Here is a 25,979-nt window from a genome sequence, read left to right as displayed (position 1 = left end):
ACGGTCGTCTAGACGATAACCGTTCTCATCTAGACGAGACGCTCCAGAACTGTACGAAGACGCTCAGCATCCCGACGAAGGGGATGGCACCCACGGCCACCGACAGGGCAGCGAAGCAGATCGCCGGCGTCCTGGCCTCGAGTCCGCGGAGCCGCACCGCCGCGACGAGCGCGCCGACCGCGAACGGGAACGTCACGAGGACGGCGTACATCGGCCACGACAACGGCGCCCACGACGCAGCGCTCTCCCCCACGGCTCCGACGGAGACGATCGAGCCGGCGACGACGAGCACGATCTCGACGACCGGGGGCAGGGCGATCGCCACGTCACGCACCACCCGTCGCCGCTGCCGCCCCATGCGCCGACCCTAGTGATCTGCGATGTGCGTGCTTCCCCGCCTACCACCAACCGGCCGTGCCAAGGTCGAGCCGTGCAGAACTCCACGACAGTCGTCATCGCCGGATGCGGCGACCTCGGGACCGAAGCCGGCCTGCGCTTCGCCGACCAGGGCCACCACGTGATCGGACTCCGCCGCCGCGCCGAGCTGGTCCCCGCGCCGATCACCGGCCGGAGCGTCGACCTGCGACACGAGGTCCCCGAGATCCCCGCCGACACGAGCGTCGTCGTCGTGGCCTTCGCCGCGGGCAGCCGCGACGTCGACGAGTACCGCGCCACCTACGTCGACGGCCTGCGCAACGTGCTCGACGGCATCGACGCCTCGGACGCCGACCCACGGGTGCTCGTCGTGTCCTCGACCGCCGTGTACGACGTCTCGGACGGCAGCGAGGTCACCGAGGAGACCCCGGCGCGCGGTGCGACCCCGACCGCCGAGGTCCTGGTCGAGGCCGAGGTCCTGCTGCGCGAGCGCGCTCCCGGCGCCGTGCTGGTCCGGCTGTCGGGCGTCTACGGTCCGGGCCGCGAGCGGCTCATCGACCAGGTCCGGTCCGGTGCCGCACGGCTGGCGCCGGGGACCTCACCGCACACGAACCGCATCCACCGCGACGACGCCGCCGCAGCGCTCGTGCACCTGGCGGCCCTGCCCGATCCGGCGCCGCTCTACCTGGGGACGGACGACGAGCCGAGCCGGCTGGACGACGTGCTGCGGTTCCTGGCCGAAGAACTCCATGTCGCCGAGCCGTCGACGGGCGACGGTGATGCGCGGCAGGCCGGCGGCGACAAGCGCCTGTCGAACGCGCTCCTGCGGTCGACGGGATGGACACCCCGGTACCCGACGTTCCGCGAGGGCTACCGCGCCGTGCTGGCGGGTGCGGGCACCCGCCACCCGTGACGCGCACGGGAGCCGCCACCTGACGGCCGGGAGGCCCGTGGCGGACGCGACCGCGGGCCTCCAGTCCGTCAGGCGGTCCGGTCCACCGCGTGACGCTCGCGTCCACCTCGGTGCGGCAGGAACGTCTCGTCCCGCAGGGACTGCTCGATCTGTTCCAGGGACTTGCCCTTCGTCTCCGGCACCCGCAGGAACACCAGGACCCACCCGAGCACGTTGAGCGCGGCGTAGACGAGCATCGTGCCGCCCAGGCTGATCCAGCCGGTCAGCGTCAGCGCGGTCGAGGTCACCAGCAGGTTGGCGCCCCAGAGCACCATCGCGTGCAGGCTCGTCGCGGCGGCCCGGATCCGCAGCGGGTACATCTCGGAACCGACGAGCCACCCGACGACCTGGATGCCGCCGGCCTGGAAGAACATGAACGCCAGGATCAGCACGAGCGTGAGCACCGGTGAGGGCTTGCCGTCCTGCGCGTAGAAGAGCACACCGAACAGGCCGATGCTCACCGCGGCACCCGGCAGCATCACGAGGGTCAGCCGTCGACGCCCGATCCGGTCCACCAACCGCGACCCGACGAACGTCATCACGAGGTAGACGACGCCCACGCCGACGTTCGCCCACAGGGAGTAGACGTGCGGGAACCCGGCATCGGTGAGGATCGTCGGCGTGTAGTAGATCATCATCTCGAGGCCGGTCAGCTGCGTGAACGCGGCGACGATGAGCCCCGCGATCAGGGCCGGCCGGACCCACGGCTTGCGCAGCTGGGCCCACTGCCCGGAACCGGCGCTCGGTTCGGCATCGTCGAGCTTGCGGATGTCGTCGAGCTCGTCCTCGGCGGCATCGTGGTCCGGGCGCAGCCAGCGCAGCACCCGTCGAGCCGGACCGATGCGGTCCTGCGACACGAACCAGCGCGGGCTCTCGGGCAGGCGGAGCATCCCGAGCAGCAGCACGATGGCGGGTGCGGCAGCGACCCCGATCATGAAGCGCCAGGACACGACGCCGTTCAGGGCAACCCCGACGATGGCGGCGGACAGGATGCCGACGCCGATCGCGCAGTTGAACACCGTGACCAGGCTGCCGCGGCGCGGGCCCGGGGCGATCTCGGCGATGTAGGTCGGGATCGTCTGCGTCGAACCACCCACCGCCAGACCGAGGAACAGCCGGCTGAGGATCAGGAACACCGGACTCGGCGACACCGCGGCGAAGAGCACGCCCAGGCCGAAGACGCCCGCGATGAGCAGGATGGTGCGCCGCCGGCCGATCTTCGCCGAGATGGGGCCGGTGACGAGTGCGCCGAGGATCGCGCCGACCAGGATCGACGCCGTGATGAACTCCTTGACGGCGGAACCGATCGAGAACTCCTTGCCGATCTCGATGAGCGTGCCGGAGATGACACCGGTGTCGTAGCCGTAGAGCAGTCCGCCGAGTGCCGCGACGAACGCGACCCGGGTGACGTGCCGCTTCGTGACGCGAGCCGTCTCGGCCGACCCGGTGTCCTCGGGGATCTCCGGGGGGACGCCGGGCACCTTGTCGTGCTCGTCCTCGTCGGTGGTGGTCGTCATCGCGTCCTCTCCGTGCCGGGCGCGCCCCGGACCGGCGGTCACGGTAGGCGGACCAGCACGAACGGACGTTGAGGAAGCGTCGCTCGCGCTCAGTGGCCGCGGTGGTCCTGGATCGTGATCCGCGGCCCGAACGACGGCTTCCGGAACCCGGAACCACCGATCAACCGCACGACACGCTCCCGGTGCCCGCGCCAGGGTTCGAGCAGCTCGAGCATCCCGTCGTCGTCGACCGGGGCCCCGGTGAGCGCCCACCCGACGAGCGCCGGCACGTGGAAGTCCCCCACGCTCGGCGAGTCCGGGTCGCCGTGGGAGCGTTGGGCGGTCTCGGCGGCGGTCCACCGACCGACCCCGGGGATCGACTGCAGCTTCGTGGAGACGACCTCGCCACCGCGCCCGTGCGCCAGGGTCCGTTCGAGTGCCGGCGCGAGCTTCACGACGCGCATGACGGTGGCCGAGCGCCCGGGTTCGATGCCCGCCCGGTGCCACTCCCAGCTCGGGATCCGCGCCCACGTCCGAGCGTCCGGCGGCACCATCATGCCCGCGGGTGCCGGACCGGGCGCCGGGGTGCCGTGCCGACGGAGCAGGTACCGCCACGCGCCCCACGCCTGGCGCGAGGTCACCTTCTGCTCCATGATCGCGGGGACGAGCATCGCGACGACGGTGTTCGTGCGGAGCAGCCGGAGCCCGGGCTGCCGGTGTCGTGCCGCGGCGAGGAACTCGTTGCCGGAGACGTCGAACGACGACCAGTCGTCGCCGCGTCCGAGCAGATCGGGGGCGTGCTCGACCGCCCACGGGGCTCCGCTTCCCCACGCCGACACCGCGATGGTGTCGCCGGCCCGCCGGATCGCCACGGAAGCGGGACCGGATGGGGTGCGCAGCGCGAGCCACACGACGCCGCCGACCACCTGGAAGGCCGGGTCGCCGGAGCCGCGCTGCAGGGGCCGCAGGGTCGACGCGACGTCCACCGCGCCTCCAGGCCGGTACACCGTGTCGACGCGAGACGCGTCACCGGACGCACCAGCGGCGTCGACGGCGGCGGAAGCGAGCAGGGACACACGGGGATGGTAATGCGGAACCACCGTCAGTCATGATGGGCACTGATCCCCACCACCCGACGACGGAGTTCCCATGCGCATCGGCATCCTCACCTCCGGAGGCGACTGCCCCGGCCTGAACGCGGTCATCCGCGCGATCGTCCTGAAGGGCATCGCCATCTACGGACACGACTTCGTCGGCTTCCGCGACGGGTGGCGCGGGGTGGTCGACGGCGACATCGTCCCGCTCGGCCGCAAGGACATCCAGGGCATCGCGAAGCAGGGCGGCACGATCCTCGGCACCAGCCGCACGAACCCGTTCGAAGGCCCCAACGGCGGGTTCGAGAACATCTCCGCGACCCTGCAGCGGCACGGGATCGACGCGATCGTGGCGATCGGCGGCGAGGGCACCCTGGCCGCCGCGAAGCGCCTGACCGACGCCGGCCTGCAGATCGTGGGCGTGCCGAAGACGGTCGACAACGACCTGGGCGCGACCGACTACACGTTCGGCTTCGACACCGCCGTCGCCATCGCGACCGAGGCCATGGACCGCCTGCGCACCACGGGCGAGTCGCACTCGCGCTGCATGGTCGCCGAGGTGATGGGCCGGCACGTGGGCTGGATCGCGCTGCACTCCGGCATGGCCGCGGGCGCGCACGCGATCCTCATCCCCGAGCAGAAGACGAGCATGGAACAGATCGCGAAGTGGGTGCGGGCCGCCTACGACCGCGGTCGCGCACCGCTCGTGGTGGTGGCCGAGGGCTTCGTCCCCGACCACGAGGACACGGCGCACACCGAGCGCGGGCTCGACGCCTTCGGGCGGCCGCGACTCGGTGGCATCGGCGAGCGCCTCGCGCCGCTCATCGAGGAGATGACGGGCATCGAGACGCGGGCCACGACCCTGGGGCACATCCAGCGCGGTGGTACGCCGACCGCGTACGACCGGGTGCTGTCGACCCGGCTCGGGCTGGCAGCGATCGACTCGGTCGTCGAGGAGCGCTGGGGCCGGATGGTGGCGCTCCGGGGCACCGAGATCGAGCACGTCTCGTTCGAGGAGGCGCTCGGCGAGCTCAAGACGGTGCCGCAGGCGCGCTTCGACGAGGCCGCCATCATGTTCGGCTGAGCGGGGCTGGCTGGGCTGCGCGGGCTGGGGCGGCGGGGCTGTTTCGGGCGTACCTGGTCGAATCGGGCGTACCTGGTCGGTTGTTCTGGCCCGGTATGCCCGAACCCACCAGGCATCGCGCACGTTCTGGGAAAGAACGGGCACAGCGACGGGCCCGCCGACTCTGCGCCGGGTCAGATCGGGCGTACCTCGTCGAATCGGGCATACCTGGTCGGTAGTTCTGCCCCGGTACGCCCGAATCCACCAGGCATCGCGCACGTTCTGGGAAAGAACGGGCATGCCGAGGCGCCCGCCGACTCTGCGCCGGGTCAGATCGGGCGTACCTGGTCGAATCGGGCGTACCTGGTCGGTAGTTCTGCCCCGGTACGCCCGAATCCACCAGGCATCGCGCACGTTCTGGGAAAGAACGGACCGAAGGCCGGGAGGCCCGGGGTAGCGTCCGGCGCATGACCCGCGCCGTTCTCGTGTCCAGTGCAGCCCCGCCCACCGTCACCGACGTCGACCTGCCGGATCCGGCCGAGGGCGAGGCCCTGGTCGACGTCACGTACTCGAGCGTCAACTACAAGGACGGCCTGGCCCTCGCGCGGAACCCCGGCGTCGCCCGGCTCGACCCGCTCGTGCCCGGGATCGACGTCGTCGGCACCGTGTCAGGGCTCGGCCCCGGCGTCCACGAGGTCGCGATCGGCGACCGGGTGGTGCTGAACGGGGCCGGGCTGGGCGAATCCCGGCACGGTGGCTGGGCGACGCAGGCGGTGGTGCCGTCCGGGTCGCTCGTCGTGCTGCCGGGGGCGATCGACGACTCGTTCGCGGCCGCGATCGGCACCGCGGGGTTCACGGCGATGCTCAGTGTGCTGGCATTGGAGCGCTTCGTCGCGCCGGAGGACGGCCCCGTGCTCGTGACCGGGGCATCCGGCGGGGTCGGCACCGTGGCGATCGCACTGCTGGCGGCCCGCGGGTACCGGGTCACGGCGTCGACCGGTCGCGCGGCGAACACGGACTCCCTCCGCCGGCTCGGGGCGACCGAGGTGGTCGACCGCGGCACCCTGTCCGAGCCGGGCAAGCCGATGCAGCGCGCCACCTGGGCCGGAGCGGTGGACAGCGTCGGCGGGGCCACGCTGGCGAACGTCCTGGCCTCGACCCGGTGGGGTGGTGCCGTGACGGCGTGCGGGCTGGCGCAGGACTCAGCACTGCCGACGACCGTGCTGCCGTTCATCCTGCGGTCGGTCTCGCTGCTCGGGATCAACTCGGTCGACGCCCCGCTCGAGCTCCGACGTCGAGCATGGGACCGGCTCGCGACCGACCTCGACGCGGCGCTCCTGGCCGACGTCACCCGCACGGTCACGCCCGAGCAGGCCATCGCGGTGGGAGCCGAGGTCGTCGCGGGCCGGGTGCACGGCCGGACGGTCGTCGCCGTGGCGGGCTGATCCGGCTGTCTCCCAGCGGTTGATTTAGCAAACGTTTGCATATTGGCACGCTAGGATTTCGAGTGTCGATTTCGTCCTCGAGGAGATGACATGCCGGTCCCCAAGTCCACCGTGGAGAGCTCTCCCCGGAAGCTCCTGCGCGACGTCGTCTACGACAAGATGCTCGCGGCCCTGCGTGACGGAACCCTGCAGCACGGCGAGCGCCTGAACGACGACGAGCTGGTCCAGTGGCTGGGTGTGAGTCGCACCCCGATCCGCGAGGCCATCGCGAAGCTCGTCGACATCGGTCTGGTCGAGATGGAGGCGAACCGGTACACCCGCGTCGCCACCCCGACCTTCGAGGACTGGGTCACCGCGACCCGCGCGACCGCCGGGTTCTTCGAGCTCAGCCTGCGCTGGGGCGTCCCCGAGTACAGCGACGAGGACGTCGATGCCCTCACCGCGCTGCTCGACAAGGCCGACCGCATGCGCAAGGTGCGCGACTACGGATTCAGCGGCGCGCTCACCGAGATCATCGAGTTCGCCGTCGAGCACTCCGGCAACCCCCTGGTGCAGAACGCGGCCGTGGGCGCCATGGAGCGGGTCCGCTTCACGCTCAACCCCACGCCCCCGTTCGAGCAGTACGGGTCCGAGGCCTTCTTCTCGATCCTGCGCGAAGCGCTCACCGAGCGCGACGGTGAAGGCGCCGCCGAGGCCGGACGAGCCCTCACCCGCAACTTCGAACAGCACATCGAGGCGGTCCGCGCCGACCGCGGCTGACCCGTGGTCGCCGGCGAGTGGGGTGACGCCGATCCCTGGGCGGCCGTGCACGACGACGCCTACGCGTCCCTGCTCGCGCACGTCCGGACCGGCCCCCGCGGACCGGTGTCCGTCGACCTCGACGCACTGAGCTGGGAGTGGGGCACCCCGCGTGGTGACGTCCGTGCGGCGGCGGCCCGGCTCGAGGACCTCGGCATCCTGGTCCACCAGCCGGACGGCACGTGGCAGTACGAGGAGCTCTCCGACGCCGACCTGTCCGACGCACTGGACTTCTGGGTCACGCTCATCGGTCCGGCCCTCCGTGCCACGATCCCGGCGCTCACCCCCGAGCTGCGTGCCGATCTCGACCGCCGAGTCGCACGAGCCCGCACCACCGCGGCGCTCCGGTTGCCGGAGTACCCGACGGCGTTCGCCGCCGCCTGCCAGTTCTGGTTCGAGCACTCCCCGAACCCCTTGGTGCGGAGCCTCGGCCTGCGCGCGTTCGAGCGGATGCGGTGGGCACGCGTCCCGACCCAACTCTGGTCGGTCCACGACGTGCACGCCTGGTTCGTCACCACCGCCCGCGCGGTGGACACCCGCGATCCGGCCGACGCGGCCGCGGCGGCAGAGGTCATCGACGAGCTGTTCGAGGTCCACCGGCGGAACGTCGGGGTCCCGCGGACGAGCCGCCCGGCGGACGACACCACCGAACACCGCGCAGGTCCGGTCGACCGCGCCCTGCTCCGCGACGTCCGATCCGGCGCGCTGACGCTCGGGTCCACCCACACGATCGACGACCTGGTGGCACGGACCGGGGCTCCGCCCGAGCAGGTCCTCGGCGCGCTGCGCTGGCTGCACGACCTCGGTCTCCTCGAGGACGACCGGGGACGCCACCGCGTCGTCGAGCCGTCGTTGGCGACCTGGCGCGACACGATGGAGCTGCTCACCGGGGTCTTCACCCACGGCGCCGTCCACGTCCTGCCCGGGCTCCGTGGGCCCGCGCTCGAGGAGCTCCGCCAGCTCGTGGCACGGGCCCGCGAGGACGGCCAGGTGCGCGACCACCGGTACACCGAGAGCGCGTTCGCCGTCACCCGGTTCCTGTCCGAGCAGTCCGGCAACCGCTGGACCCGTGAAGCCCTGCGCCTGGTGATGGCCCGGCTCGCCTACGCGCTGCCCGAGGCCCCCACGTTCCGGCAGTGGGACGCCGAGGCGCTCTGGCTCGCGCTGGACACGGCCGCGGGCAGCGCAGACGTCAGCGCCGCACGGGCCGCAGCCCGCCGGTTCGTCGACGTCGCACGGGCGCACGTGGACGACGTCACGGCGCGGTGGGGCACGATGGGGTCATGACCGACGCGCACGACGACGTCCTGATCCACGCCACCGGGGTCCGCGTCACGCGCTCCGGCCGCGACCTGCTGCACGACGTCGACCTGACCGTCCGGCGCGGGGAGCACTGGGCCTTGCTCGGACCGAACGGTGCGGGCAAGTCCACACTGCTGGCCGTCCTCGGCGCGACCGGACACCCCACCGCGGGCACCGTCGAGGTCCTCGGCCGCCGGCTCGGGCGCATCGACGTCCGCGAACTCCGGGAGCACATCGGCCACGTCGACCCCCGGCACCGGATGCTGTCACCGCTCACGGTGCTCGAGACCGTGCTCACCGGGCTGACCGGCACGACGGACCTCATGATGCGGTGGGAGCCCTCGGGCGAGCAGGTCGCCCTGGCCGAGCAGCACATCGCCGACGTCGGACTCACGGCACGACGGGACGCACGCTGGCCGGTGCTGTCGCAGGGTGAGCGGGGACGCGCCCTCATCGCCCGTGCCCTGATGTCCGAACCCCAGTTGCTGCTGCTCGACGAGCCGGCGACCGGTCTCGACGTCGCCGCACGGGAGCACCTGCTCGAGACCGTCGACGCGCTGCGGCACCGGCACCCCGAGCTGGGCAGTGTCATGGTGACCCACCACCTGGAGGACCTGCCGGCCTCGACGTCGCACGCCATGCTGCTCCGCGACGGCGCCGTCGTGGCCCAGGGCACCTCGGACGAGGTCATCACGTCGTCGGCGGTGTCGCACGCGTTCGACTTCCCGCTCGCGATCCTGCGGGCAGAGGGGCGCTGGGCCGCGCGCCGATCCGCCTGACGCGTGCTTGAATGGCTGTTCAGTGTCCGCGGCCCGTGTCGGGGAGGGACCCGGCACCGCACCACGGTGTCACGCCGCGGACCGTCACCAGGGGGAACCATGACGAACACGCCGCCGCCCTACCCGGGGTCCGAACCGCAGCCGAACGGCGGGCAGCCCGACGCCGGCCAGCAGTACCCGCAGCAGCCCGCCGGCCAGCCCCAGCAGCAGCCCAGCGCGAACCAGCAGTACCCGCAGCAGCCCGCCGGTCAGCCGTACGCCCAGCAGCAGCCCGCCGGCCAGCCGTACGCCCAGGCTTCCCCCGCCGGTGCCGCTCCCTACGCACCCCCGCCCAAGTCGTCGTCCTCCCGAGGCAAGCGCGTCCTGATCTCGGTGCTCGGCGTCGTCGTCGCCGTGGTGGTGGCGTTCCTCGTCCGCCAGGGCCTGAACGCAGCCTTCAGCGACTCCACGGAGGAGAAGGTCTCGAAGGCCGTCGAGCAGATCCGCGAGCAGAGCGACCTGCCCAAGCAGGTCGACTCCGTGACGACGTGGACCGGGATCGAGGCCGAGGGCGCCGCGATCCACTACGACTACACGGTGTCGTCGAACGTCGATCCGGCCTCGATCACCGAGGGGGCCATCCGCGACGCCGTCGGGCCGAACCTCTGCTCGAACAGCGAGACGAAGAAGCTCCTCGACGAGGACGTCGACATGCGGTACACCTACAAGTTCGAGGGCTCGTCGAAGACCGTCGACACGACCTTCACGAAGGCCGACTGCTCCTGAGCCCCGACGCCCGTCACGCGGTCGCGGCGGCAGCAGCCTTCGCGGCCGCGGGCAGGGCGTCGAGGATCCGTCCGACGGCGCGGTCGTCGTGTGCGGCCGTGACGAACCACGCCTCGAAGACGCTCGGCGGCAGGGTCACCCCGGCGTCGAGCATCGCGTGGAAGAAGGGCGCGTAGCGGAACACGTCCTGCGCCCGCACGTCGTCGTAGTTCCGCGGTGCCTGCTCGGTGAACGCGAACGAGAACAGGTTGCCGGCGCGCTGCACGGTGTGGGCGACGCCCTCGGCCGACAGGGCCTCCGACGTGGCCGCGGAGATGACCGCAGCCGTGCGGTTGAGCGACTCGTACACGGACGGCGTCGCGGCCCGCAGCGTGGCGATGCCGGCGGCGACGGCCAACGGGTTCCCCGACAGCGTGCCCGCCTGGTACACCGGCCCGAGCGGGGCGAGGAAGTCCATGACCTCGCGTCGACCGCCGAGTGCGGCGAGGGGCATGCCACCGCCGATGACCTTGCCGAACGTGATGAGGTCGGGCTTCCACCCGGCACCGTCCGGCACGACCTTGGACGCCTCGAGTCCCCACCAGCCGGCAGCACCGACGCGGAACCCGGTCAGGACCTCGTCGACGATGAGCAGCGCCCCGTGCGACCGGGTGATCTGCGCCAGTGCACGGTTGAAGCCGCGCTCCGGTGCCAGGACGCCCATGTTCGCGGCGGCCGACTCGACGATGACCGCGGCGATGCGCTCGGAGTGCTCGTCGAAGGCCCGGCGGACGGCGTCGAGGTCGTTGTACGGCAGCACGAGGGTCTGCGCGGCGGTCTCGGCGGTGATGCCCGCGCTGCCCGGCATGGCCAGGGTCGCGACGCCCGAGCCGGCCTCGGCCAGCAGGGAGTCCGAGTGCCCGTGGTAGTGCCCGGCGAACTTCACGAGCAGGTCGCGACCGGTGTAGCCGCGGGCCAGTCGGATCGCGGTCATCGTGGCCTCGGTGCCGGTCGACACCATCCGGAGCTTCTCGATGGGGCCGTCGCCGTCCACCGACACCCGCTGCTTCACGAGTTCGGCCAGCTCGGTCTCACCCGGGGTCGACGCCCCGAACGACAGTCCGCGCGCGGCGGCCTGCTGCACGGCCTCGACCGTGCCGGGGTGGGCGTGCCCGAGGATCGCGGGGCCCCACGACGCGACGAGGTCGACGTACTCGCGGCCCTCGGCGTCGGTGACGTAGGCGCCCTTCGCCGACACCAGGAAGCGCGGGGTGCCGCCGACCGACCCGTAGGCGCGGACCGGGGAGTTCACGCCACCCGGGATCGCGTTCTTGGCACGGCCGAAGAGCTGGTCGTTCGTGGTCATTCGGGGGCCTTCCCGGTCGAGGCGATGCCGGCGACGTCCGCGGTGCTGCCCGAGGTGCGGAGGCCCGCTTCCTCGTTGAGCTTCCGCGCGATGTCGACGGCGAAGTAGGTCAGGATCGCGTCGGCACCGGCGCGCTTGATGCCGACGAGCGACTCCATCGCGGCGGCGTCGCGGTCGATCCACCCGTTCTGCGCTGCTGCGGTGATCATCGCGTACTCGCCGGAGATCTGGTACGCCCAGACCGGGACCGGCGAGGTCGCAGCGGTCTCGGCGAGCACGTCGAGGTAGCTCATCGCGGGCTTCACCATCACGATGTCGGCGCCCTCGTCGACGTCGAGCTCGACCTCGCGGAGCCCCTGTCGGCCGTTCGCGGCGTCGATCTGGTAGGTCCGGCGGTCGCCGACGAGCGACGACGACACGGCCTCGCGGAAGGGACCGTAGAACGCCGAGGCGTACTTGGCGGCGTAGGCGAGCAGCGCGGTGCCGCTGTGTCCCGCGCCGTCGAGGGCGTCACGTGCGGCGGCGATCTGGCCGTCCATCATGCCGCTCATGCAGACGAGCTCGGCACCGGCCTCGGCCTGTGCGACCGCCATGTCGCGGTAGCGCAGCAGGGTGGCGTCGTTGTCGACGGAGCCGTCGGCGGCGAGCACGCCGCAGTGTCCGTGGTCGGTGAACTCGTCGAGGCACAGGTCGGACTGCACCACGAGGGCATCCCCCACCTCCTGCCGAGCGACCCGGATCGCCACGTTGAGGATCCCGTCCGGGTCGGTCGCGCCCGAGCCGGTGGCGTCCTTCGTGGTCGGCACGCCGAACAGGTTCACGCCACCCACACCGACCGACGCGGCGTCGACGAGCGCGCGGCGGAACGAGTCGAGGGAGTGCTGCTGCACCCCCGGCATGCTCGAGATGTCCACGGCGTCGGTCGCGCCTTCGCGGATGAACATCGGCAGCACGAGCTCGGCAGGGTGGAGCCGGGTCTCGGCCACGAGTCGTCGCATCGCGGGGGTGGCGCGGAGCCGACGGGGGCGGACCTGGGGGAAGCGTCCAGTCACGGGTGACCTTCCTGGTGGGGGGTGGTTGGGTTCAGTGCCTCGACGACGGCGTCGAGCAGGGCTTCTGCGGACCGGGTGCGTCCGACGGCGTGCACGGGCAGTCCGGCCGCGCGGGCGTCGGTCGCGGTCCCGGGGCCGATGCAGGCCACGATGGTGCGGGGGTCGAGCGGGGTCATCCGGCGGGCGATCTCGCGGGCGACGCTGCCGCTCGTCACGAGCACCGCAGCGGGCGCCGTCTCGAGGGTGATCGGCTCGTCGCCGGTCCCCACGGTACGGTACGCGACCACGTCGTCCACGTCGATGCCGCGGGCACGGAGGCCGTCGACGAGCGTCGGTGCCGCGATCTCGGAGCGGGGGAACAGCACGGTGCCGTCGGTGTCCGGCAACTCCTGCACCAGGCCGGCGGCCGACGTCTCGTCCGGCACCAGGTCGACGACCCAGCCCGCAGCGCGCGCGGCACGGGCGGTCGGCTCGCCGACCGCGGCGACGCGCACCCCGGCCGGGAGGCCCGCCACGCGTTCCGACAGGACCGTCACGGCCGTCGCACTGGTCACCACCACCCATGCGTAACCAGCCACAGGGGTTCTGTCACGAACAGGACCGGGTGATCCGTTCCTCCCGGCCGCACCGGAGGCGACCAGGCGGCGGACCGCAGCGTCGAGCGCGGCAGGGTCGGACGGCGGAGCGTCCGTGATGAGGGGCACGACGACGGGCGCGAGCCCTCGGGCCCTGGCCTCGGCGGCGACCCGGTCCCCCCACGCACCGCCACGCGGGACGAGGACGACCGGGGGTCGTGCCTCGTCCGTCGCGGTGGTGGAGGGTTCCGTGGTGACCGCCTACTCGGCCGGCGTCGCGAGGCCGGGGCCCGCGGTGTACGGCCCGTCCGTGGTGTCCTCGGCGACGGTGGTCGCCAGGTCGGCAAGGTCGGCAGCGCCGTTCTCGAGCAGCTCGGTCGCCACACGGCCACCGACCGCGAGCGCTTCGTCGAGACGCTCCTGCGCCGAACCGTCGAGCACGGCCGCGTGCGACGCGGTGCGGTACTCGGTGCCGTCGGGGCGGTAGACGGTCGCGGACACGAGCAGGAGCTCGGCGTCCACGACGGCCGTCGCACCGATCGGGGCGGAGCAGCCGGCCTCGAGCTTGGCGAGGACCTCGCGCTCGGCCGTCACCGTCAGGCGCGTGGGGGCGTGCTCGATCTTGCGGAGTGCGGCGAGCAGCCCACGGTCGGTCTCGTCCGAGCGGATCTCCACCGCGAGTGCACCCTGTCCGGGAGCACTCGGCCAGAAGCCGAGGTCGAGGAGTTCCGTTGCGGCCGACAGGCGGTCGATGCGGCCGAGCCCGGCAGCGGCGAGCACCACGGCGTCGAGGTCGTCGTCCACCCGGCCGAGGCGGGTGTCGATGTTGCCGCGGATGTCGACCACGTCGAGGTCGGGGCGCTGCGCACGGAGCTGCGCGGCACGGCGGGGCGAACCGGTGCCGACCTTCGCGCCCTCGGGCAGGGTGTCGACGGTGGCGCCGTTCCGGGCGACGAGGACGTCACGGGCGTCCGCACGCTTCGGCACGGCACCGATCGTCAGGCCCGGGTACGGCGCGGTCGGCAGGTCCTTGAGCGAGTGCACGAGGACGTCGACCTCACCGGCGACCAGGGCTTCACGCAGGGCGCTGGCGAAGACACCGGTGCCGCCGAGCGACGCCAGGGAGGCACGGTTCGTGTCGCCCTCGCTCGTGACGGTGACGAGTTCGACGGGCCGACCGGCCGCCTTCGCCAGGCGGTCGGCGACGTCCTGCGACTGCGCGACCGCGAGCCGGCTGGCACGGGTGCCGAGCCGGATCGGGGTCGGGCCGTCGGGCGCTGTGGCGCTGGGGTCGTTCACGGTCGTGTCGGTCACGGAGCGACGCCCGCGGCGGCGGGCTTGAACCCCGCTCGCACGTTCTCGCAGCACCCCGGACGGCACACGTCGTACCAGGGGCCGATGTCGGTCATGTGCGGACGCTCGGCCTTCGGCGTGCCGTTGACCCGCTCGAGCACCAGGTCGACGAGACCGGACACGTAGGCCGGGTCGATGCCGGGGGTCTGCGTGCGGAGCGACCAGAAGCCGAGCTCACCGGCGGTCTCGGTGGCTTCCTCGTCGAGGTCCCACATGACCTCCATGTGGTCGCTGACGAAGCCGAGCGGGACGATCAGCACGGCACGCGTCGGGCCGCCCTTGAGGTCCTCGTTCATGTAGTCGTTGATGTCGGGCTCGAGCCACGGCTGCGTCGGGGGGCCGGAGCGCGACTGGTAGACGAGCTTCCAGGCGGGCTTCGACGTGCCCTGCAGGTGGGCGTGCTCGGGCTGCTCGAGGAGCTCGGCCCAGGCCTGGTCGAGGACGACCTCGCCGACGGCCAGGTGCTGCGCCTCGTACGCGCCGTGCTCGTCGAACCCGCGGTAGTCGGGACCCGAACGGGCGGCGTCGGTCGAGGGGATGGAGTGCGTCGAGAAGAGCACCTGCAGCTCGGTCGCGACGTCGAGGCCCTCGTTCTCGGCGATCGCGCGGGCCATGCCGTCGCGGACACCGTCGATGAACGGGCGGACGAAGCCCGGGTGGTCGAAGAACTGGCGGACCTTGTCGATCTGGATGGTGTCGATCAGACCGGTCTCGTTGAGCACGCGGGCGTAGTCCTCGCGGTACTGCCGGCAGCTCGAGAACGACGAGTACGCGCTCGTGGCGATGGCGACGAGCTTCGTGTAGCCCTTGTCCGCCGCCTCGGTGAACGCCTGCTCCAGGTAGGGCTCCCAGTTGCGGTTGCCCCAGAGGACCGGCATGTCGATGCCGCGCGACGCCAGCTCGGCCTCGAGCGCGGCCTTGAGCGCACGGTTCTGCGCGTTGATCGGGCTCACGCCGCCGAAGTGGCGGTAGTGGTGCGCCACTTCTTCGAGACGCTCGTCCGGGATCCCGCGGCCGCGGGTGACGTTGCGCAGGAAGGGGATGACGTCGTCCTGTCCCTCGGGGCCACCGAAGCCGGCGAGCAGGATCGCGTCGTACGCGGTCGGGGTCTCGACGTGCTCGGGACCGGACGCCGCCGCGGGGGTGGCGGCGAGGACCTGGCCGTTCGTGATCATGCTGGTGTCGGTCATGACAGCACCTCCGGGAGTTCGGCGGTCGTCACGCGACGACCCGTGAAGAAGGGGACCTCTTCGCGCACGTGCATGCGCGCTTCGGTGTAGCGGAGATCGCGCATCAGGTCGACCAGGTCGACGAGGTCCGGGCTCTCGAGCGGCAGGATCCACTCGTAGTCGCTCAGGGCGAAGGTCGCGATGGTGTTCGTGAGCACGCGGCGGTACTTCGCGCCGGCGATGCCGTGGTCGCGGAGCATCTTCGAGCGCTCGTCCTCCGGCAGCAGGTACCACTCGTAGGAGCGGACGAACGGGTACACCGTGATCCACGCCTCGGGGTCCTTGCCGCGCAGGAACGCGGGGGTGTGCCGCTTGTTGAACTCGGCCTCACGGTGCATGGCCATGACGTGCCAGACGGGCTCGGCGTCCTGGAACAGGCCGGTGCGACGGATCTCGCGCAGCACGGCCTGGATGGCCTGCGCGTCGTCGCCGTGCAGCCAGACCATGACGTCGGCGTCGGCACGGAAGGCCGAGACGTCGTAGAAGCCACGGATCGTGACCCCGCGCTCGGCGGCGCTGGCGATCACGGTGTCGAGTTCGGCCACGGCGTCGTCGCCGACGCGGTGGACCGGGCCGAGGGGCCGGCGGAACACTGCCCAGAGGGCGTAGGCCGTCAGCAGGTTCGGGTCGATCCCGGAATCCGGCTGACCGGGCTCGGCGGGTTCCGTGTGGGGGTGGTCGTGCGCGGGCACGGGCCCGGTGTTCGTGGGCGCGTCGGAGCTCATGGATCCATTGTCCTATCGGTTGCCAGGGTGTTGGCCGCCCCGCATCCGGTGGACCGCGCTCGGGCGGTCTACCGCCGTCGGAGCACCAGCACGACGATACCCCCGACCACCGCTACGCCGGCTGCGAGACCGGCCAGGTAGGGCACCGGCTTCTCGTCGAGGCCGCGCTTGAACTTCGACGCCGCGATCCCGATCTGCTTCGGGACGTTGAGCTTGTCCTCGATCGCGTCGAGGGTGTCGAACAGCTGGGCGCGGGTCGCGGCGACGCGAGCAGCGAGATCGTCGTGCGGGTCGGTCACGGTTCCTCCGTCGGTGGTGCGGCTGTCGGGGCTGTCGGCGCTCAGGAGCGGCCGTCGACGTCCGGCGTGCGGCTGCCGTACTGCGTCGGCGGGGTCGGCTTCTTGCCGAGGCCCTTGACCGCGTTGATGTCGTCCTTGACGCTGGCGATCGTGCGCTTCGGCGTGATCGGCAGGCCCTTCTTCAGGCGCTTCCAGCCGATCAGGCCGAGGATCGCGGCGATGATCAGCATCACCACGGCCACCACCAGTGCTGCCAGCCACGCCGGCATCACGGTCGCGAGACCCATCACGGCTGCGGTCAGCAGGACGCCGATCGCGTAGAGCACGACGACGAGCGCACCGACCAGCAGGCCGGCTGCGAGACCGAAGATCTTCGCCTTCGCGAGCATCTCGGCCTTGAGCAGGTCGATCTCGCCCTTGACCAGGCCCTTGACGAGCTTCGGGACGTCGCCGACCAGGCCGAACAGCGAACGCGACTTGCGATCGCGGGTGTCGGTCATGAGGTGGTGGTGTCCTTCTTCTGGCCGACCTTGCGGACGGCCTTCTTGGTCGTCTCACCGATGAACTCGGCGACGTCCGGGGTCTTGTCGGCGATGAAGTCCTCGGCGACGTGCACGCCCTTCTGGACGCCGTTGCTGTTCCAGACCTTGCCGCTGACGGTCTTGATCTGCTCGTACCGCGCCCGTCCGGCTCGCGATCCCAGGACGTACCCGAGTGCGGCGCCGGCGACGAACAGGAGCTTTCCGCGCATGTGCGATTCCTCCGTGCATTGGTTGTGCGGTGGTCATGCACCGAACGGAATACGTCCGGCGGTCTCACCAACAGTAGCCCTCAGGGGCTGCGCGGTCCGCTCAGGAACCGAGGATCTCGTCGGCTGCCTTCCGAGCGGCGGCGATGATCCCCGCCAGGCCGCGTCCGGTCGAGGCCTCGCCGATCCCGACGACGCCCTCGGCCAGCCCGGCCGCGGTGAGGTCCGGTCCGTACCAACCGACGCGTGCGGCGCCGCTGACGCGGTCGGCCGTGATCGCCACACCGAGCAGCGTGGACGCGTCCTGCAGGGCACGGCTGCCGACGGGGTCGGTCGGGTCGACCGGGAGGCTCGTGGCGACGCCCGCAGGGTCCGTCGCGGTGGTCGCGTAGCTGAGCCGCAGGACGTGGCGTCCGTCCGCCACGTCGGCCAGCCACGGCCACTTCACCGTCGCGTGCGTGAGGGCCTTCGCCGACACGGCCTGCGCGTCCGGGTGCACGAGCATCCCGGTGCCACGCGGGGCGGCGTCGAGCTCCGGCTGGTCGACGACGAGCGTGACGAGCTGGATGCCCGTCCGGTCGGGGGCGGCGGTGCGCTCCGGGTCGGCGACGGAGGACAGGGTGTGCTGGGCCGGCAACCGTTCGGTCGTGCCGTCGACGCCGACGATCTCGACCGCGTGCGCCTCGATGCGGGTCGCCCGGGTGTGCAGCCGGACGTCCACCCCGTAGGTCGCCATGTCGGCGACGAGCTCGTCCACCAGGCGCACCGTCCCACCGCGGATCCCCTGCACCGGGGTGCCGGCGGCCGCGCGTGCCCGCAGTGACAGGACGGCCCGGGCGAGTGAGCCCTCGCGCAGCAGCGCGGCGCGCAGGCCCGGGGCCACCCGGTCGGGGTCGAGCTGGTCGGGGTGTGTGGAGTGCACCCCACCGGCGATCGGTACCACGAGGTCGTCGAGCACCCGCTCCCCCATGCGCCGGCGGACGAGTTCGCCGAGCGAGGAGGCCTTGGCGCCCACCGGTGCCGGCAGCAGCGAGTCCATCTGGGCGCGCAGGCCACCCTTCTGCCCGACCACGGCCAGCACGTCGGCGGCCATCGGGGTGCTCGGGATGCCGAGGAGCCCGGTCGCCGGGATCGGGGAGGTCCGGCCGTCGCGGGTCATCAGCCAGGCGCCGCGGGGGTCGGGGGCGACGACGTCGTTGCCGAGTCCGAGCTCGATCGCCAGGCGGCCGACGGCGTCCGTGCGGGTGGCGAAGGAGTCCGCCGCCATGTCGAGGTCGATCCCGCCGACGGTGTGCCGACGGATCATGCCGCCGAGCTCTCCCGAGGACTCGACGAGCACCACGTGGGCGCCGCCCTTGGCGAGGTCACGGGCGGTGACGAGCCCGGCGATCCCGCCGCCGACCACGACGACGTCGGTCACGCGCCGGCTCCGTCCTGCGCTGCACCGTCGTCCGCGCGGCCGTCGCCGAGCGAGTGGACCAGCTCGACCACGCGGGTCAGGACGTCCGGGTCGGTCTCGGGCGGGACCCCGTGGCCGAGGTTCACGACGTGGGCCCGTGCAGCACCGCCCCGGCGGACGACGTCGCGGACGTGCGCTTCGAGGACGTCCCACGGCGCCGAGAGCATCGCCGGGTCGATGTTGCCCTGCACGCTGACCCCGGTGCCGACGCGCTGGACCGCCTGGTCGAGCGGCAGGCGCCAGTCGACCCCGACCGCGTCGACGCCGACGGTGTCCGTGCCGAAGGTCGTCATGTCGGCCAGGACCTCGCCGCTGCCGACGCCGAAGTGGATGCGCGGCACCCCGAGCTCGGCGACGTGCGACATCGCCTGGGCGGAGTGCGGCGCGACGGACCGGACGTAGTCGGCGCGGGAGAGCGACCCGACCCACGAGTCGAAGAGCTGCGCGGCCGAGGCCCCGGCGAGCACCTGCGCCCGGAGGAACATCCCGGACACCTCGGCGGCCCAGGCGAGCAGCCGCGACCAGGTCTCGGGGTCGGCGTGCATGAGCGTGCGGGCGCGGATGTGGTCCTTGGACGGGCCACCCTCGACCAGGTAGGCGGCGAGGGTGAACGGCGCCCCCGCGAAGCCGATCAGCGGGGTGTCGCCGAGCTGGTCGACCGTGCGTCGGACGGCCTGCTCGATCGGGGCGAGGGCCACGGGGTCGAGCTGCTCGAGGGCGTCGACGTCGGCGGGGGTCCGGATCGGCGACGAGAGCACCGGGCCACGACCGGGGACGATCTCGACGTCCACACCGGCGAGCTTGATCGGCACGACGATGTCGCTGAAGAAGATGCCCGCGTCGACCCCGTGCCTGCGGACCGGCTGCAGGGTGATCTCCGACGCCATCTCCGGGTCGAGGCACGCGTCGAGCATGGCTGTGCCGATCCGAAGCTCCCGGTACTCCGGAAGGGACCGTCCGGCCTGCCGCATGAACCACACCGGGAGCGTCTCCGGACGGTCACCCCGCAGGGCCCGCACCAGGCGGGAACCACTCGTCCGCCCTGATGCCAGGGGGTGGGAGTCGGGGAGGGATGTGGTCGTCGCTTCGGTCACCGGATGATTCTCCCATCGAGCGCGTTACCATTGACTACGTGCTCATCTGTCTCACGGCGTCGCATCGCAACGCCAGCTTCGATCTCCTGGAGCGACTGAGCATCGGTGCACCCGCGGCAGCCAGCCGACTCGTCACGGATGCCGGCGTCCTGGACGGTGCAGTGGTCCTCGCGACCTGCAACCGTTTCGAGGCGTACCTCGACATCGCGGGCGACGAGAGCGAGTCCGCCGTCTCCGCCACCGTGCAGGCCGTGGCCGCCGCGAGCGACCTGGACGCCACCGAGGTGCTGGACTCCGTCAACGTGCTGGACGGCAAGGACGTCGTGCAGCACCTGTTCGCCGTGTCGAGCGGTCTCGAGTCCGTCGTCGTCGGCGAGACCGAGATCTCCGGCCAGGTCCGGCGCTCGCTCGAGGACGCCCGGTCGAACGGCACCACCACCTCGGACCTCGAGCGCCTGTTCCAAGAGGCGGCGCACACCTCGCGCGGCGTCAAGACCCGGACCCGCATCGGTGCCGCCGGCCGGTCGCTCGTGCGCCTCGGCCTCGAACTCGCCTCGTCGCGGGTCACCGACTGGGCCCGCACCCGCGTGCTGCTCGTCGGCACCGGCAGCTACGCGGCCACCACCATCGCCGCACTGCGTGACCGCGGTGCCACGAACATCCAGGTGTTCTCGCCCTCGGGCCGGGCGCCCTGGTTCGCCGCCAAGCACGACCTCGTCGCCGCCCGCGACCTGCGCCAGGCCATCGGCGAGAGCGACGTCCTGATCACCTGCACCTCGAGCGAGGTCCCGGTCGTCGCACCGGCTGACCTCGACGACGGGGTCCGGCGCATCGTCATCGACCTCGGGCTCCCCCGCAACGTCGACCCCGCGGCCGCCGGTGTCGACGGCGTCGAACTGCTCGACCTCGAGACGATCAGCATCCACGCCCCGATCTCCGAGCTGAACGCCGAGTCCGAGGCCCGTGCGATGGTCGACGACGCCGTGTCCCGGTTCCGCGCGCAGGCGATGGAGCAGTCGACGACCCCGGCGCTCGTGGCGTTCCGCAAGCACGTGTTCGACATCCTCGACGACGAGATCGAGCGGGCCAAGCGCCGCGCGGACGCCGACGGCGAGTCCGTCGAGCACACCGAGCGGGCGCTCCGGCACCTGGTCGGCGTCCTGCTGCACCGTCCCTCGGTCCGCGCTCGTGAGCTCGGTCGCGCCGGTCGCGGCGAGGAGTTCGTCGGGGCGATCGACTCCCTGTACGGCGTCCGGCCGGAGGCCGAGCCGGAGCTGCCGTCGCCCGTCGTCCCGCTGGCCGACCGCACGGCACTGGACCCGACCGCCTCGGATCGCGACGACCAGGCGGACGCGAGCTGAGCCTCCAGACAGGCTCGCAACCACCCACGCTGCGCGTGAGTGCGCTGCTGCTGGTGCGTGACCGACGCGTCCTGATGGTGCGCGCCCGCGCGCGCGACGTGCTCTACCTGCCCGGCGGCAAGGCGGAGCCGCACGAGACCGACGTCGAGGCCGCCGTGCGCGAGGCGTACGAGGAGACCGGCCTGCGGCTCACCGCCGACGACGTCGACCCGTTCGGCGTCGTGCTCGAGCCCGCCCACGGGCAGGCTCCGGGGACCATGGTCGCGATGACGCTGTTCCTGGTCCGGCCGGGAGGCCCGCTGGACTCCGCCACGCCCGTCGCCTCGGCCGAGGTGGACGAGGTCGAGTGGGTCACCTCCGCCGACGCGGACCGCTGCCCGCCTGCTGGCGTGGAGACGCTCCGCCGCCTGGTGGCGGCGGAGCTCATCGACTGACCGTCACGCCCTGGGTGGAGCTGCCGGCACGTGCCTGGTCGGCGGCACGACGCCGGTGTCACCGGCAGGAGAGGCGAGACGGCGTTCCAGCAGTGCCAGCGCGCCGATCACGGCGTCTGCCTCGAAGACACGGTTCCGCCGTCCCGCCGATCGTTGTGTCAGGACGCCACGCTCGACGAGGACCCCCAAGGCCGTGTTCGCGGCCTGCTCGCTCCGGCCCGTCGCGGCGGCGAACGTCTGCGCGGTGAGCACGGGCATGCTGGGCGCGAGTTCGAGCGCCGACCACGCAGCGGAGTCAGAGCGGACTCCGACGAGCGCAGATCGCCAGGACTCCTTGATCCGGACGAGCTCGTGCTCGAACTGCGCCATCCGGTCCACGACCTCGGCCATCGCCTCGGCGAAGAGCCGGACGAACTGCCCGACGGCCCGCTGCGCTGGCTCCGATGCCGGCGGATCGGTGGACCGGAACCGCTGGAGCCCCGCTTCGTAGTCGACAGCACGGGTCGCCAGGACCAGGGACACCGGTGGAGACGACTCGATGGTCAGCCCCCGTGACCGCAGGACAGCGTGGATCAGTGCGCGTCCGATGCGACCGTTGCCGTCGGCGAACGGGTGGATCGTCTCGAACTGCGCGTGTGCGACGGCGGCGATGGCGATCGTCGGCAGCGTGCTCGAGTTCACGAACTCCAGCAGGTCGTCGAGGAGCCCTGGCACCCGCTCCGGCACGGGCGGAACGAACGCCGCTGCGGCAGGCGTCGGTCCGCCGATCCAGTTCTGCACCGCTCGGACCGTGCCCCCGACCTCGGGGGTCGCCGAGGCCTCCATCAGCCGCCGGTGCGCCTCGAGGAGCAGGTCGAGGGTCACCGGGGAACCCGGACCGACCGACTCGGTGAGGAAGGTCATGGCGTCGATGTTGCCGAGGACCTCGGTTGCGGTGCTCCACTGCCCGAGCGGGCTCCGTCCGCGCGCCTCTTCTTCGAGCAGCTTCCGCGGGGAGACCTCGAGGCCCTCGATCATCGACGACCCGACCGCTTCGGCTCGGAGGAGCATCCGGCCCAGTGCGTCTCCGCTGCCGAGCAGCGTGGATCTCGTCTCGGCTTCCGTCACCGCAGCGGTGGCCTCGAGCACGGCCGCTTGTTCGGTCGGTCCGAGATCGACCGTTCGGCCCTGCAGCGGATCCGGCACGTAGGCCTCGAAGACCATCGGCATCCGGAAGGCGCGTGTCGCGGCCGCCGGGTCGCCCGTGCGGCGGATCGTCTCGTACGAAGCCATACATGGATCATCCCATGATCAAGGATGACTGCCTATCCTTGATCATGGGATGCGTTCCACTCGGGTTCGTCAGGCCTTGTCGGTGTCGGTGTACTCCCCGACCTCGCCGTTCTGGGCCGGCTCGGCCTCGCCGGGGATGTCCGAGTCGACGTAGTCGCCGTCGGGTCCGGTTCCGGTCGGTCGCGTCTCGCCGGGGATGTCGCTCGAGACGAACTCGCCGACGGGCTCCGTCGACTCGACGTGCTCCTCGCCCGGGATCTCGCTGTCCGTGAAGGCTCCGGCGCGGGGTTCGACCCCGTCCGCGCGACCCTCGTCGCCTCGTGCCTGTTCGTGCTTGCCCGTCATGTCCGACCTCCGCTGCTCGGGTTGCTTGCCTCGGAGTGTGCCCGTGGTCCCTGGACGCCGACCGAACCGGATGCGGCGTTCGGTGGTTGCCTGTGCACCATGCAACGCAGCAGCCGATCGAAGTTCCTGCTCGTCGTGACCGGGCTCGTCGCCGTCGGGACACTGGCGGGGTGCGCCTCGGACGGGCAGCCCGCAGCCACCGAGACCGTCACGGCGCCCGCGCCGTCGCCGTCCGTGTCGGCGTCCACGCCGCAGTCGTCTGAGGAGTCCGCCTCGGCGGCACCGTCGTCCGGGTCCGGCTCATCCGCCGGATCCGGTGCCACCGGCGAGGCTTCCGGCGACCGGTGCGCGGCGTCGTCGCTGGCCGGACGCATCGAGGCCGGCAGCGGTGGTGCCGCCGGCAGCGTCATCGTGCACCTGGTGCTCGAGAACACCGGGTCGACGACCTGCACCGTGCAGGGGTGGCCCGGCGTCTCGTTCGTCGGGGGCGGGAACGGCAAGCAGATCGGAGCGGCGGCCGTCGCGGAGAAGAGCTCGCCGCACCCCACCGTGACGCTGGCGCCCGGGAAGACCGCCGTGGCGCCGCTCAAGATCGTCCGTGCCGAGAACTACTCGGCGGGCGACTGCTCGCCCGAGACCCCCGACGGCTTCCGGGTGTACCCGCCCGGGTCGAAGCAGTCCCTGTTCGTGAAGGACACCGACTACCAGGCGTGTGCGTCGGCCGATGCCTCACTGCTGTCCGTGCAGGCGTTCGTACCGGAGGGGCAGGCGACCTCGTAGGAGTCGGGCACGATGAGCACCGTGACCACCACGATCAGCGACGAACGACCGGGCATGGACGAGCTGGTGGCGCTGTACGACGCCGTCGGGTGGACCGCGTACACGCGGGACCCCGCAGCCCTGACCGCGGCGATCGCCGGCTCCCACACCGTGCTGACGGCCCGCGACGACGGCGGGCACCTGCTCGGCCTGGTCCGCACGGTCTCCGACGGGGTGACGATCGTGTACGTGCAGGACGTCCTCGTCCTGCCGTCCGCGCACCGGTCCGGCATCGGTGGTGCACTGCTCGACGCCGTTTTGCAGCGGTACGCCGGCGTTCGCCAGACGGTCCTGCTCACCGACGACGAGCCGGGGCAGCGAGCGTTCTACGAGTCACGTGGCTTCGTGGAGGCCCATGACGTCGACCCACAGCCGCTGCGCTCCTTCGTGCTCCTTCGCTGAGCACGGATGGGTCTCGCGACCGATTCCGTGCGGCGTGATGCCCTTCCTAGACTCGGGCGCATGGGGGCTCGCGCACGGACACGTTCAGCGGCAGCCCTCGCAACCGCGCTCGGCGTCGTGCTCGCCCTCGCCGCGTGCGCGTCGCCACCACCGCCGGCTGGGTCGGAATCGGTGCTCGCGAAGCTCATCACCCGGGTCGAGCGGTTGCCCGGGGTCGACACGGCCGAGGGCGAGATCCGTCAGGTCGACGCGAAGGACGACCCGCAGAACTGGATCACCTCGCTCGAGGTGCAGGCCGACACGACGGACCTCGCGGTCGCCGAACGGATCCGGAACACGGCAGCGCGGGGTGTCACCGGCACGACGCTGTCGGTGACCGTGGACGTGCCCCGCGGCCGGGCGTCGGCGCCGGTCGCAGTCGACCCGATGGACGCCGACGTCGTCGACCTGGCCGGACGGCTGCGCGCGGAGCCCTTCGTGCACCGGCTGTGGGCGACCCCGTCACGTTCCACGATCTGGCTCGTGCCGGCCGTCAGCTTCACCGACGCCGTCGCGCAGGCCCGTCCGATCGTCGGTGACCACCCGGCCTCCCTGATCCGTGGTGACGTGTCCCTGGGCATCACGGCGACGCACCCCGGGCGAGCACTCCTGCGCACGATCGACGGGTTCGACCGCGACGGTGACAACGACGTCGAGGGCCTGTACTACTCACCGGGCACGACCTACGCCGACGCTGCGCAAGCCTCGGCCGACGCGGCGCAGGCTGCCACCGACACGGCCGCCGAGGCCGAACGCCCGTACCTGTCGATCGACGGCGAACGACTCGGCGCCGTCGCCGACGTCCTCGTCCGGACGAAGGACGAAGCCGCCGATGCACACCGCGCTCCGCGCACCGCGTTCTCCGTCGGCCTCGACGGGACGAGCGGCTGGCTCGGACTCCCCCTCGACGCCGAGAAGCCGCAGGACGCCACTGCCCCGGGCACCCCGACGTCGGGCCCGTCGCCGACCCCGTGGGTGCCCGCCGACGTCAGCGACCACGCTGCGACGCTCCGGGCGTTCCTCGAGCGCTCGGCCGAGGCCGCCGGAGTCCCGGCGACCGTGACCACGGGCACCGAACAGTGCGCGCCGCCCGGATCGACCTGGTCACCCGATGCGACCGGCACCCGCGCGACGGCGTTCAGCATCGTGCCCGTGTTCCAGATCGTCGACGACGCGCAGGGGCCGTTCGACGCCGTGACCGCGCTGTGGACGTCGGAGGGCTTCCGGGTCAGCGGCCGGGCGATGGGGCGGGACTACTGGTCGTCGTCGACGGGGGCGGACCCCGCCACGGCGAGCATCCGCGGCACCGTCGACGGGCTGAGTCTGAGCGCCGAGTCGGTCTGCGTCCCCCGGTCCTGA

At 72.1% G+C, this 25,979-nt stretch carries 28 protein-coding genes; 12 read left to right on the top strand and 16 right to left on the bottom strand.

Going from position 1 to position 25,979, the window contains the following annotated elements:
* Nucleotides 1–25: 25 nt before the first annotated feature.
* Nucleotides 26–358, bottom strand: coding sequence for a hypothetical protein (locus DEJ19_RS00725; protein ID WP_146250602.1), 333 nt, complete (start codon nucleotides 356–358; stop codon nucleotides 26–28).
* Between the two features lie 72 nt (nucleotides 359–430).
* On the opposite strand from DEJ19_RS00725, the gene DEJ19_RS00720 reads away from it, so the two are divergent.
* Nucleotides 431–1,288, top strand: coding sequence for an NAD-dependent epimerase/dehydratase family protein (locus DEJ19_RS00720; protein WP_111232473.1), 858 nt, complete (start codon nucleotides 431–433; stop codon nucleotides 1,286–1,288).
* A gap of 68 nt (nucleotides 1,289–1,356) precedes the next feature.
* Here the strand turns inward: DEJ19_RS00720 and DEJ19_RS00715 are convergent, their stop codons facing one another.
* Nucleotides 1,357–2,844 carry a sugar porter family MFS transporter gene (locus DEJ19_RS00715; RefSeq protein WP_111232474.1) on the bottom strand — a complete coding sequence of 496 codons (1,488 nt, stop codon included), beginning with the start codon at nucleotides 2,842–2,844 and terminating at the stop codon, nucleotides 1,357–1,359.
* 89 nt (nucleotides 2,845–2,933) lie between these two features.
* A complete protein-coding gene (locus DEJ19_RS00710) occupies nucleotides 2,934–3,899 on the bottom strand; it encodes a DNA-3-methyladenine glycosylase family protein (protein ID WP_111232475.1) in 966 nt (321 codons plus the stop codon).
* Nucleotides 3,900–3,972: 73 nt separating this feature from the next.
* On the opposite strand from DEJ19_RS00710, the gene DEJ19_RS00705 reads away from it, so the two are divergent.
* The 6 genes from DEJ19_RS00705 to DEJ19_RS00680 all read left to right on the top strand — a co-directional run bounded on the left by DEJ19_RS00705 (nucleotide 3,973) and on the right by DEJ19_RS00680 (nucleotide 10,069).
* Nucleotides 3,973–5,001 (top strand): 6-phosphofructokinase, encoded by a 1,029-nt coding sequence (locus tag DEJ19_RS00705; RefSeq protein ID WP_071404484.1) that lies wholly within the window; start codon nucleotides 3,973–3,975, stop codon nucleotides 4,999–5,001.
* Between the two features lie 446 nt (nucleotides 5,002–5,447).
* Nucleotides 5,448–6,425, top strand: coding sequence for an MDR family oxidoreductase (locus DEJ19_RS00700; RefSeq protein ID WP_111232476.1), 978 nt, complete (start codon nucleotides 5,448–5,450; stop codon nucleotides 6,423–6,425).
* A gap of 90 nt (nucleotides 6,426–6,515) precedes the next feature.
* Entirely contained in the window at nucleotides 6,516–7,184 is a 669-nt protein-coding gene (locus tag DEJ19_RS00695; RefSeq protein WP_111095578.1) for a GntR family transcriptional regulator, read from the top strand.
* 3 nt (nucleotides 7,185–7,187) lie between these two features.
* Nucleotides 7,188–8,510 (top strand): GntR family transcriptional regulator, encoded by a 1,323-nt coding sequence (locus DEJ19_RS00690; RefSeq protein ID WP_111232477.1) that lies wholly within the window; start codon nucleotides 7,188–7,190, stop codon nucleotides 8,508–8,510.
* Complete coding sequence (locus tag DEJ19_RS00685) at nucleotides 8,507–9,304, top strand: ABC transporter ATP-binding protein (protein WP_110863595.1); 798 nt, start codon at nucleotides 8,507–8,509, stop codon at nucleotides 9,302–9,304. The genes DEJ19_RS00690 and DEJ19_RS00685 overlap by 4 nt, the downstream gene beginning before the upstream one ends.
* Nucleotides 9,305–9,403: 99 nt before the next feature.
* Nucleotides 9,404–10,069, top strand: a complete 666-nt coding sequence (locus DEJ19_RS00680; protein WP_111095576.1) for a hypothetical protein — start codon at nucleotides 9,404–9,406, stop codon at nucleotides 10,067–10,069.
* Between the two features lie 13 nt (nucleotides 10,070–10,082).
* Here the strand turns inward: DEJ19_RS00680 and hemL are convergent, their stop codons facing one another.
* The 11 genes from hemL to hemE all read right to left on the bottom strand — a co-directional run bounded on the left by hemL (nucleotide 10,083) and on the right by hemE (nucleotide 19,948).
* Entirely contained in the window at nucleotides 10,083–11,414 is a 1,332-nt protein-coding gene (gene hemL / locus DEJ19_RS00675; RefSeq protein WP_111089266.1) for a glutamate-1-semialdehyde 2,1-aminomutase, read from the bottom strand.
* Nucleotides 11,411–12,466, bottom strand: coding sequence for a porphobilinogen synthase (hemB, locus tag DEJ19_RS00670; protein WP_258371260.1), 1,056 nt, complete (start codon nucleotides 12,464–12,466; stop codon nucleotides 11,411–11,413). Before hemB ends, hemL begins: the two co-directional genes overlap by 4 nt.
* The gene (locus DEJ19_RS00665; RefSeq protein WP_258370482.1) at nucleotides 12,463–13,044 is read right to left on the bottom strand and encodes a uroporphyrinogen-III synthase; all 582 of its coding nucleotides are present in this window, start codon (nucleotides 13,042–13,044) and stop codon (nucleotides 12,463–12,465) included. The genes hemB and DEJ19_RS00665 overlap by 4 nt, the downstream gene beginning before the upstream one ends.
* Nucleotides 13,045–13,302: 258 nt before the next feature.
* The gene (gene hemC / locus DEJ19_RS00660) at nucleotides 13,303–14,355 is read right to left on the bottom strand and encodes a hydroxymethylbilane synthase (protein WP_258367228.1); all 1,053 of its coding nucleotides are present in this window, start codon (nucleotides 14,353–14,355) and stop codon (nucleotides 13,303–13,305) included.
* A complete protein-coding gene (locus tag DEJ19_RS00655; RefSeq protein ID WP_110863600.1) occupies nucleotides 14,352–15,584 on the bottom strand; it encodes a ferrochelatase in 1,233 nt (410 codons plus the stop codon). Before DEJ19_RS00655 ends, hemC begins: the two co-directional genes overlap by 4 nt.
* A complete protein-coding gene (gene hemQ / locus DEJ19_RS00650) occupies nucleotides 15,581–16,348 on the bottom strand; it encodes a hydrogen peroxide-dependent heme synthase (RefSeq protein WP_111232479.1) in 768 nt (255 codons plus the stop codon). The genes DEJ19_RS00655 and hemQ overlap by 4 nt, the downstream gene beginning before the upstream one ends.
* A 68-nt stretch (nucleotides 16,349–16,416) precedes the next feature.
* Nucleotides 16,417–16,647 carry a DUF3618 domain-containing protein gene (locus tag DEJ19_RS00645; protein ID WP_071404475.1) on the bottom strand — a complete coding sequence of 77 codons (231 nt, stop codon included), beginning with the start codon at nucleotides 16,645–16,647 and terminating at the stop codon, nucleotides 16,417–16,419.
* A gap of 41 nt (nucleotides 16,648–16,688) precedes the next feature.
* Entirely contained in the window at nucleotides 16,689–17,147 is a 459-nt protein-coding gene (locus DEJ19_RS00640; RefSeq protein WP_110863601.1) for a phage holin family protein, read from the bottom strand.
* Nucleotides 17,144–17,398 (bottom strand): hypothetical protein, encoded by a 255-nt coding sequence (locus tag DEJ19_RS00635; protein ID WP_017887727.1) that lies wholly within the window; start codon nucleotides 17,396–17,398, stop codon nucleotides 17,144–17,146. Before DEJ19_RS00635 ends, DEJ19_RS00640 begins: the two co-directional genes overlap by 4 nt.
* A gap of 100 nt (nucleotides 17,399–17,498) precedes the next feature.
* Entirely contained in the window at nucleotides 17,499–18,815 is a 1,317-nt protein-coding gene (locus DEJ19_RS00630; protein WP_111232480.1) for a protoporphyrinogen/coproporphyrinogen oxidase, read from the bottom strand.
* Nucleotides 18,812–19,948 (bottom strand): uroporphyrinogen decarboxylase, encoded by a 1,137-nt coding sequence (gene hemE, locus DEJ19_RS00625; RefSeq protein ID WP_111099761.1) that lies wholly within the window; start codon nucleotides 19,946–19,948, stop codon nucleotides 18,812–18,814. The genes DEJ19_RS00630 and hemE overlap by 4 nt, the downstream gene beginning before the upstream one ends.
* 38 nt (nucleotides 19,949–19,986) lie before the next feature.
* Between hemE and DEJ19_RS00620 the strand changes: the two genes are divergently transcribed.
* The gene (locus DEJ19_RS00620; protein WP_111105126.1) at nucleotides 19,987–21,309 is read left to right on the top strand and encodes a glutamyl-tRNA reductase; all 1,323 of its coding nucleotides are present in this window, start codon (nucleotides 19,987–19,989) and stop codon (nucleotides 21,307–21,309) included.
* A 35-nt stretch (nucleotides 21,310–21,344) separates the two neighbouring features.
* A complete protein-coding gene (locus DEJ19_RS00615; RefSeq protein WP_083404464.1) occupies nucleotides 21,345–21,743 on the top strand; it encodes an NUDIX hydrolase in 399 nt (132 codons plus the stop codon).
* A 3-nt stretch (nucleotides 21,744–21,746) separates the two neighbouring features.
* Here the strand turns inward: DEJ19_RS00615 and DEJ19_RS00610 are convergent, their stop codons facing one another.
* Together DEJ19_RS00610 and DEJ19_RS00605 are read right to left on the bottom strand one after the other, a co-directional pair.
* Complete coding sequence (locus tag DEJ19_RS00610; protein WP_220035280.1) at nucleotides 21,747–23,015, bottom strand: Fic family protein; 1,269 nt, start codon at nucleotides 23,013–23,015, stop codon at nucleotides 21,747–21,749.
* A gap of 69 nt (nucleotides 23,016–23,084) precedes the next feature.
* Nucleotides 23,085–23,360: a hypothetical protein gene (locus DEJ19_RS00605; protein ID WP_111232481.1), complete on the bottom strand. Its 276-nt coding sequence runs from the start codon at nucleotides 23,358–23,360 to the stop codon at nucleotides 23,085–23,087.
* Nucleotides 23,361–23,459: 99 nt separating this feature from the next.
* On the opposite strand from DEJ19_RS00605, the gene DEJ19_RS00600 reads away from it, so the two are divergent.
* The 3 genes from DEJ19_RS00600 to DEJ19_RS00590 are packed head-to-tail and all read left to right on the top strand — an operon-like array spanning nucleotide 23,460 to nucleotide 25,979.
* Entirely contained in the window at nucleotides 23,460–24,140 is a 681-nt protein-coding gene (locus DEJ19_RS00600) for a DUF4232 domain-containing protein (RefSeq protein WP_111232482.1), read from the top strand.
* Nucleotides 24,141–24,152: 12 nt separating this feature from the next.
* Nucleotides 24,153–24,581: a GNAT family N-acetyltransferase gene (locus DEJ19_RS00595; RefSeq protein WP_181441464.1), complete on the top strand. Its 429-nt coding sequence runs from the start codon at nucleotides 24,153–24,155 to the stop codon at nucleotides 24,579–24,581.
* 60 nt (nucleotides 24,582–24,641) lie between these two features.
* Nucleotides 24,642–25,979 carry a hypothetical protein gene (locus DEJ19_RS00590; protein ID WP_146250603.1) on the top strand — a complete coding sequence of 446 codons (1,338 nt, stop codon included), beginning with the start codon at nucleotides 24,642–24,644 and terminating at the stop codon, nucleotides 25,977–25,979.

It is taken from the genome of Curtobacterium sp. MCSS17_016, assembly GCF_003234255.2.
Taxonomy (GTDB): Bacteria; Actinomycetota; Actinomycetes; order Actinomycetales; family Microbacteriaceae; genus Curtobacterium; species Curtobacterium flaccumfaciens.
Note: the sequence above shows the minus strand (reverse complement) of the source record. Positions and strands in the feature narration are given on the sequence as shown.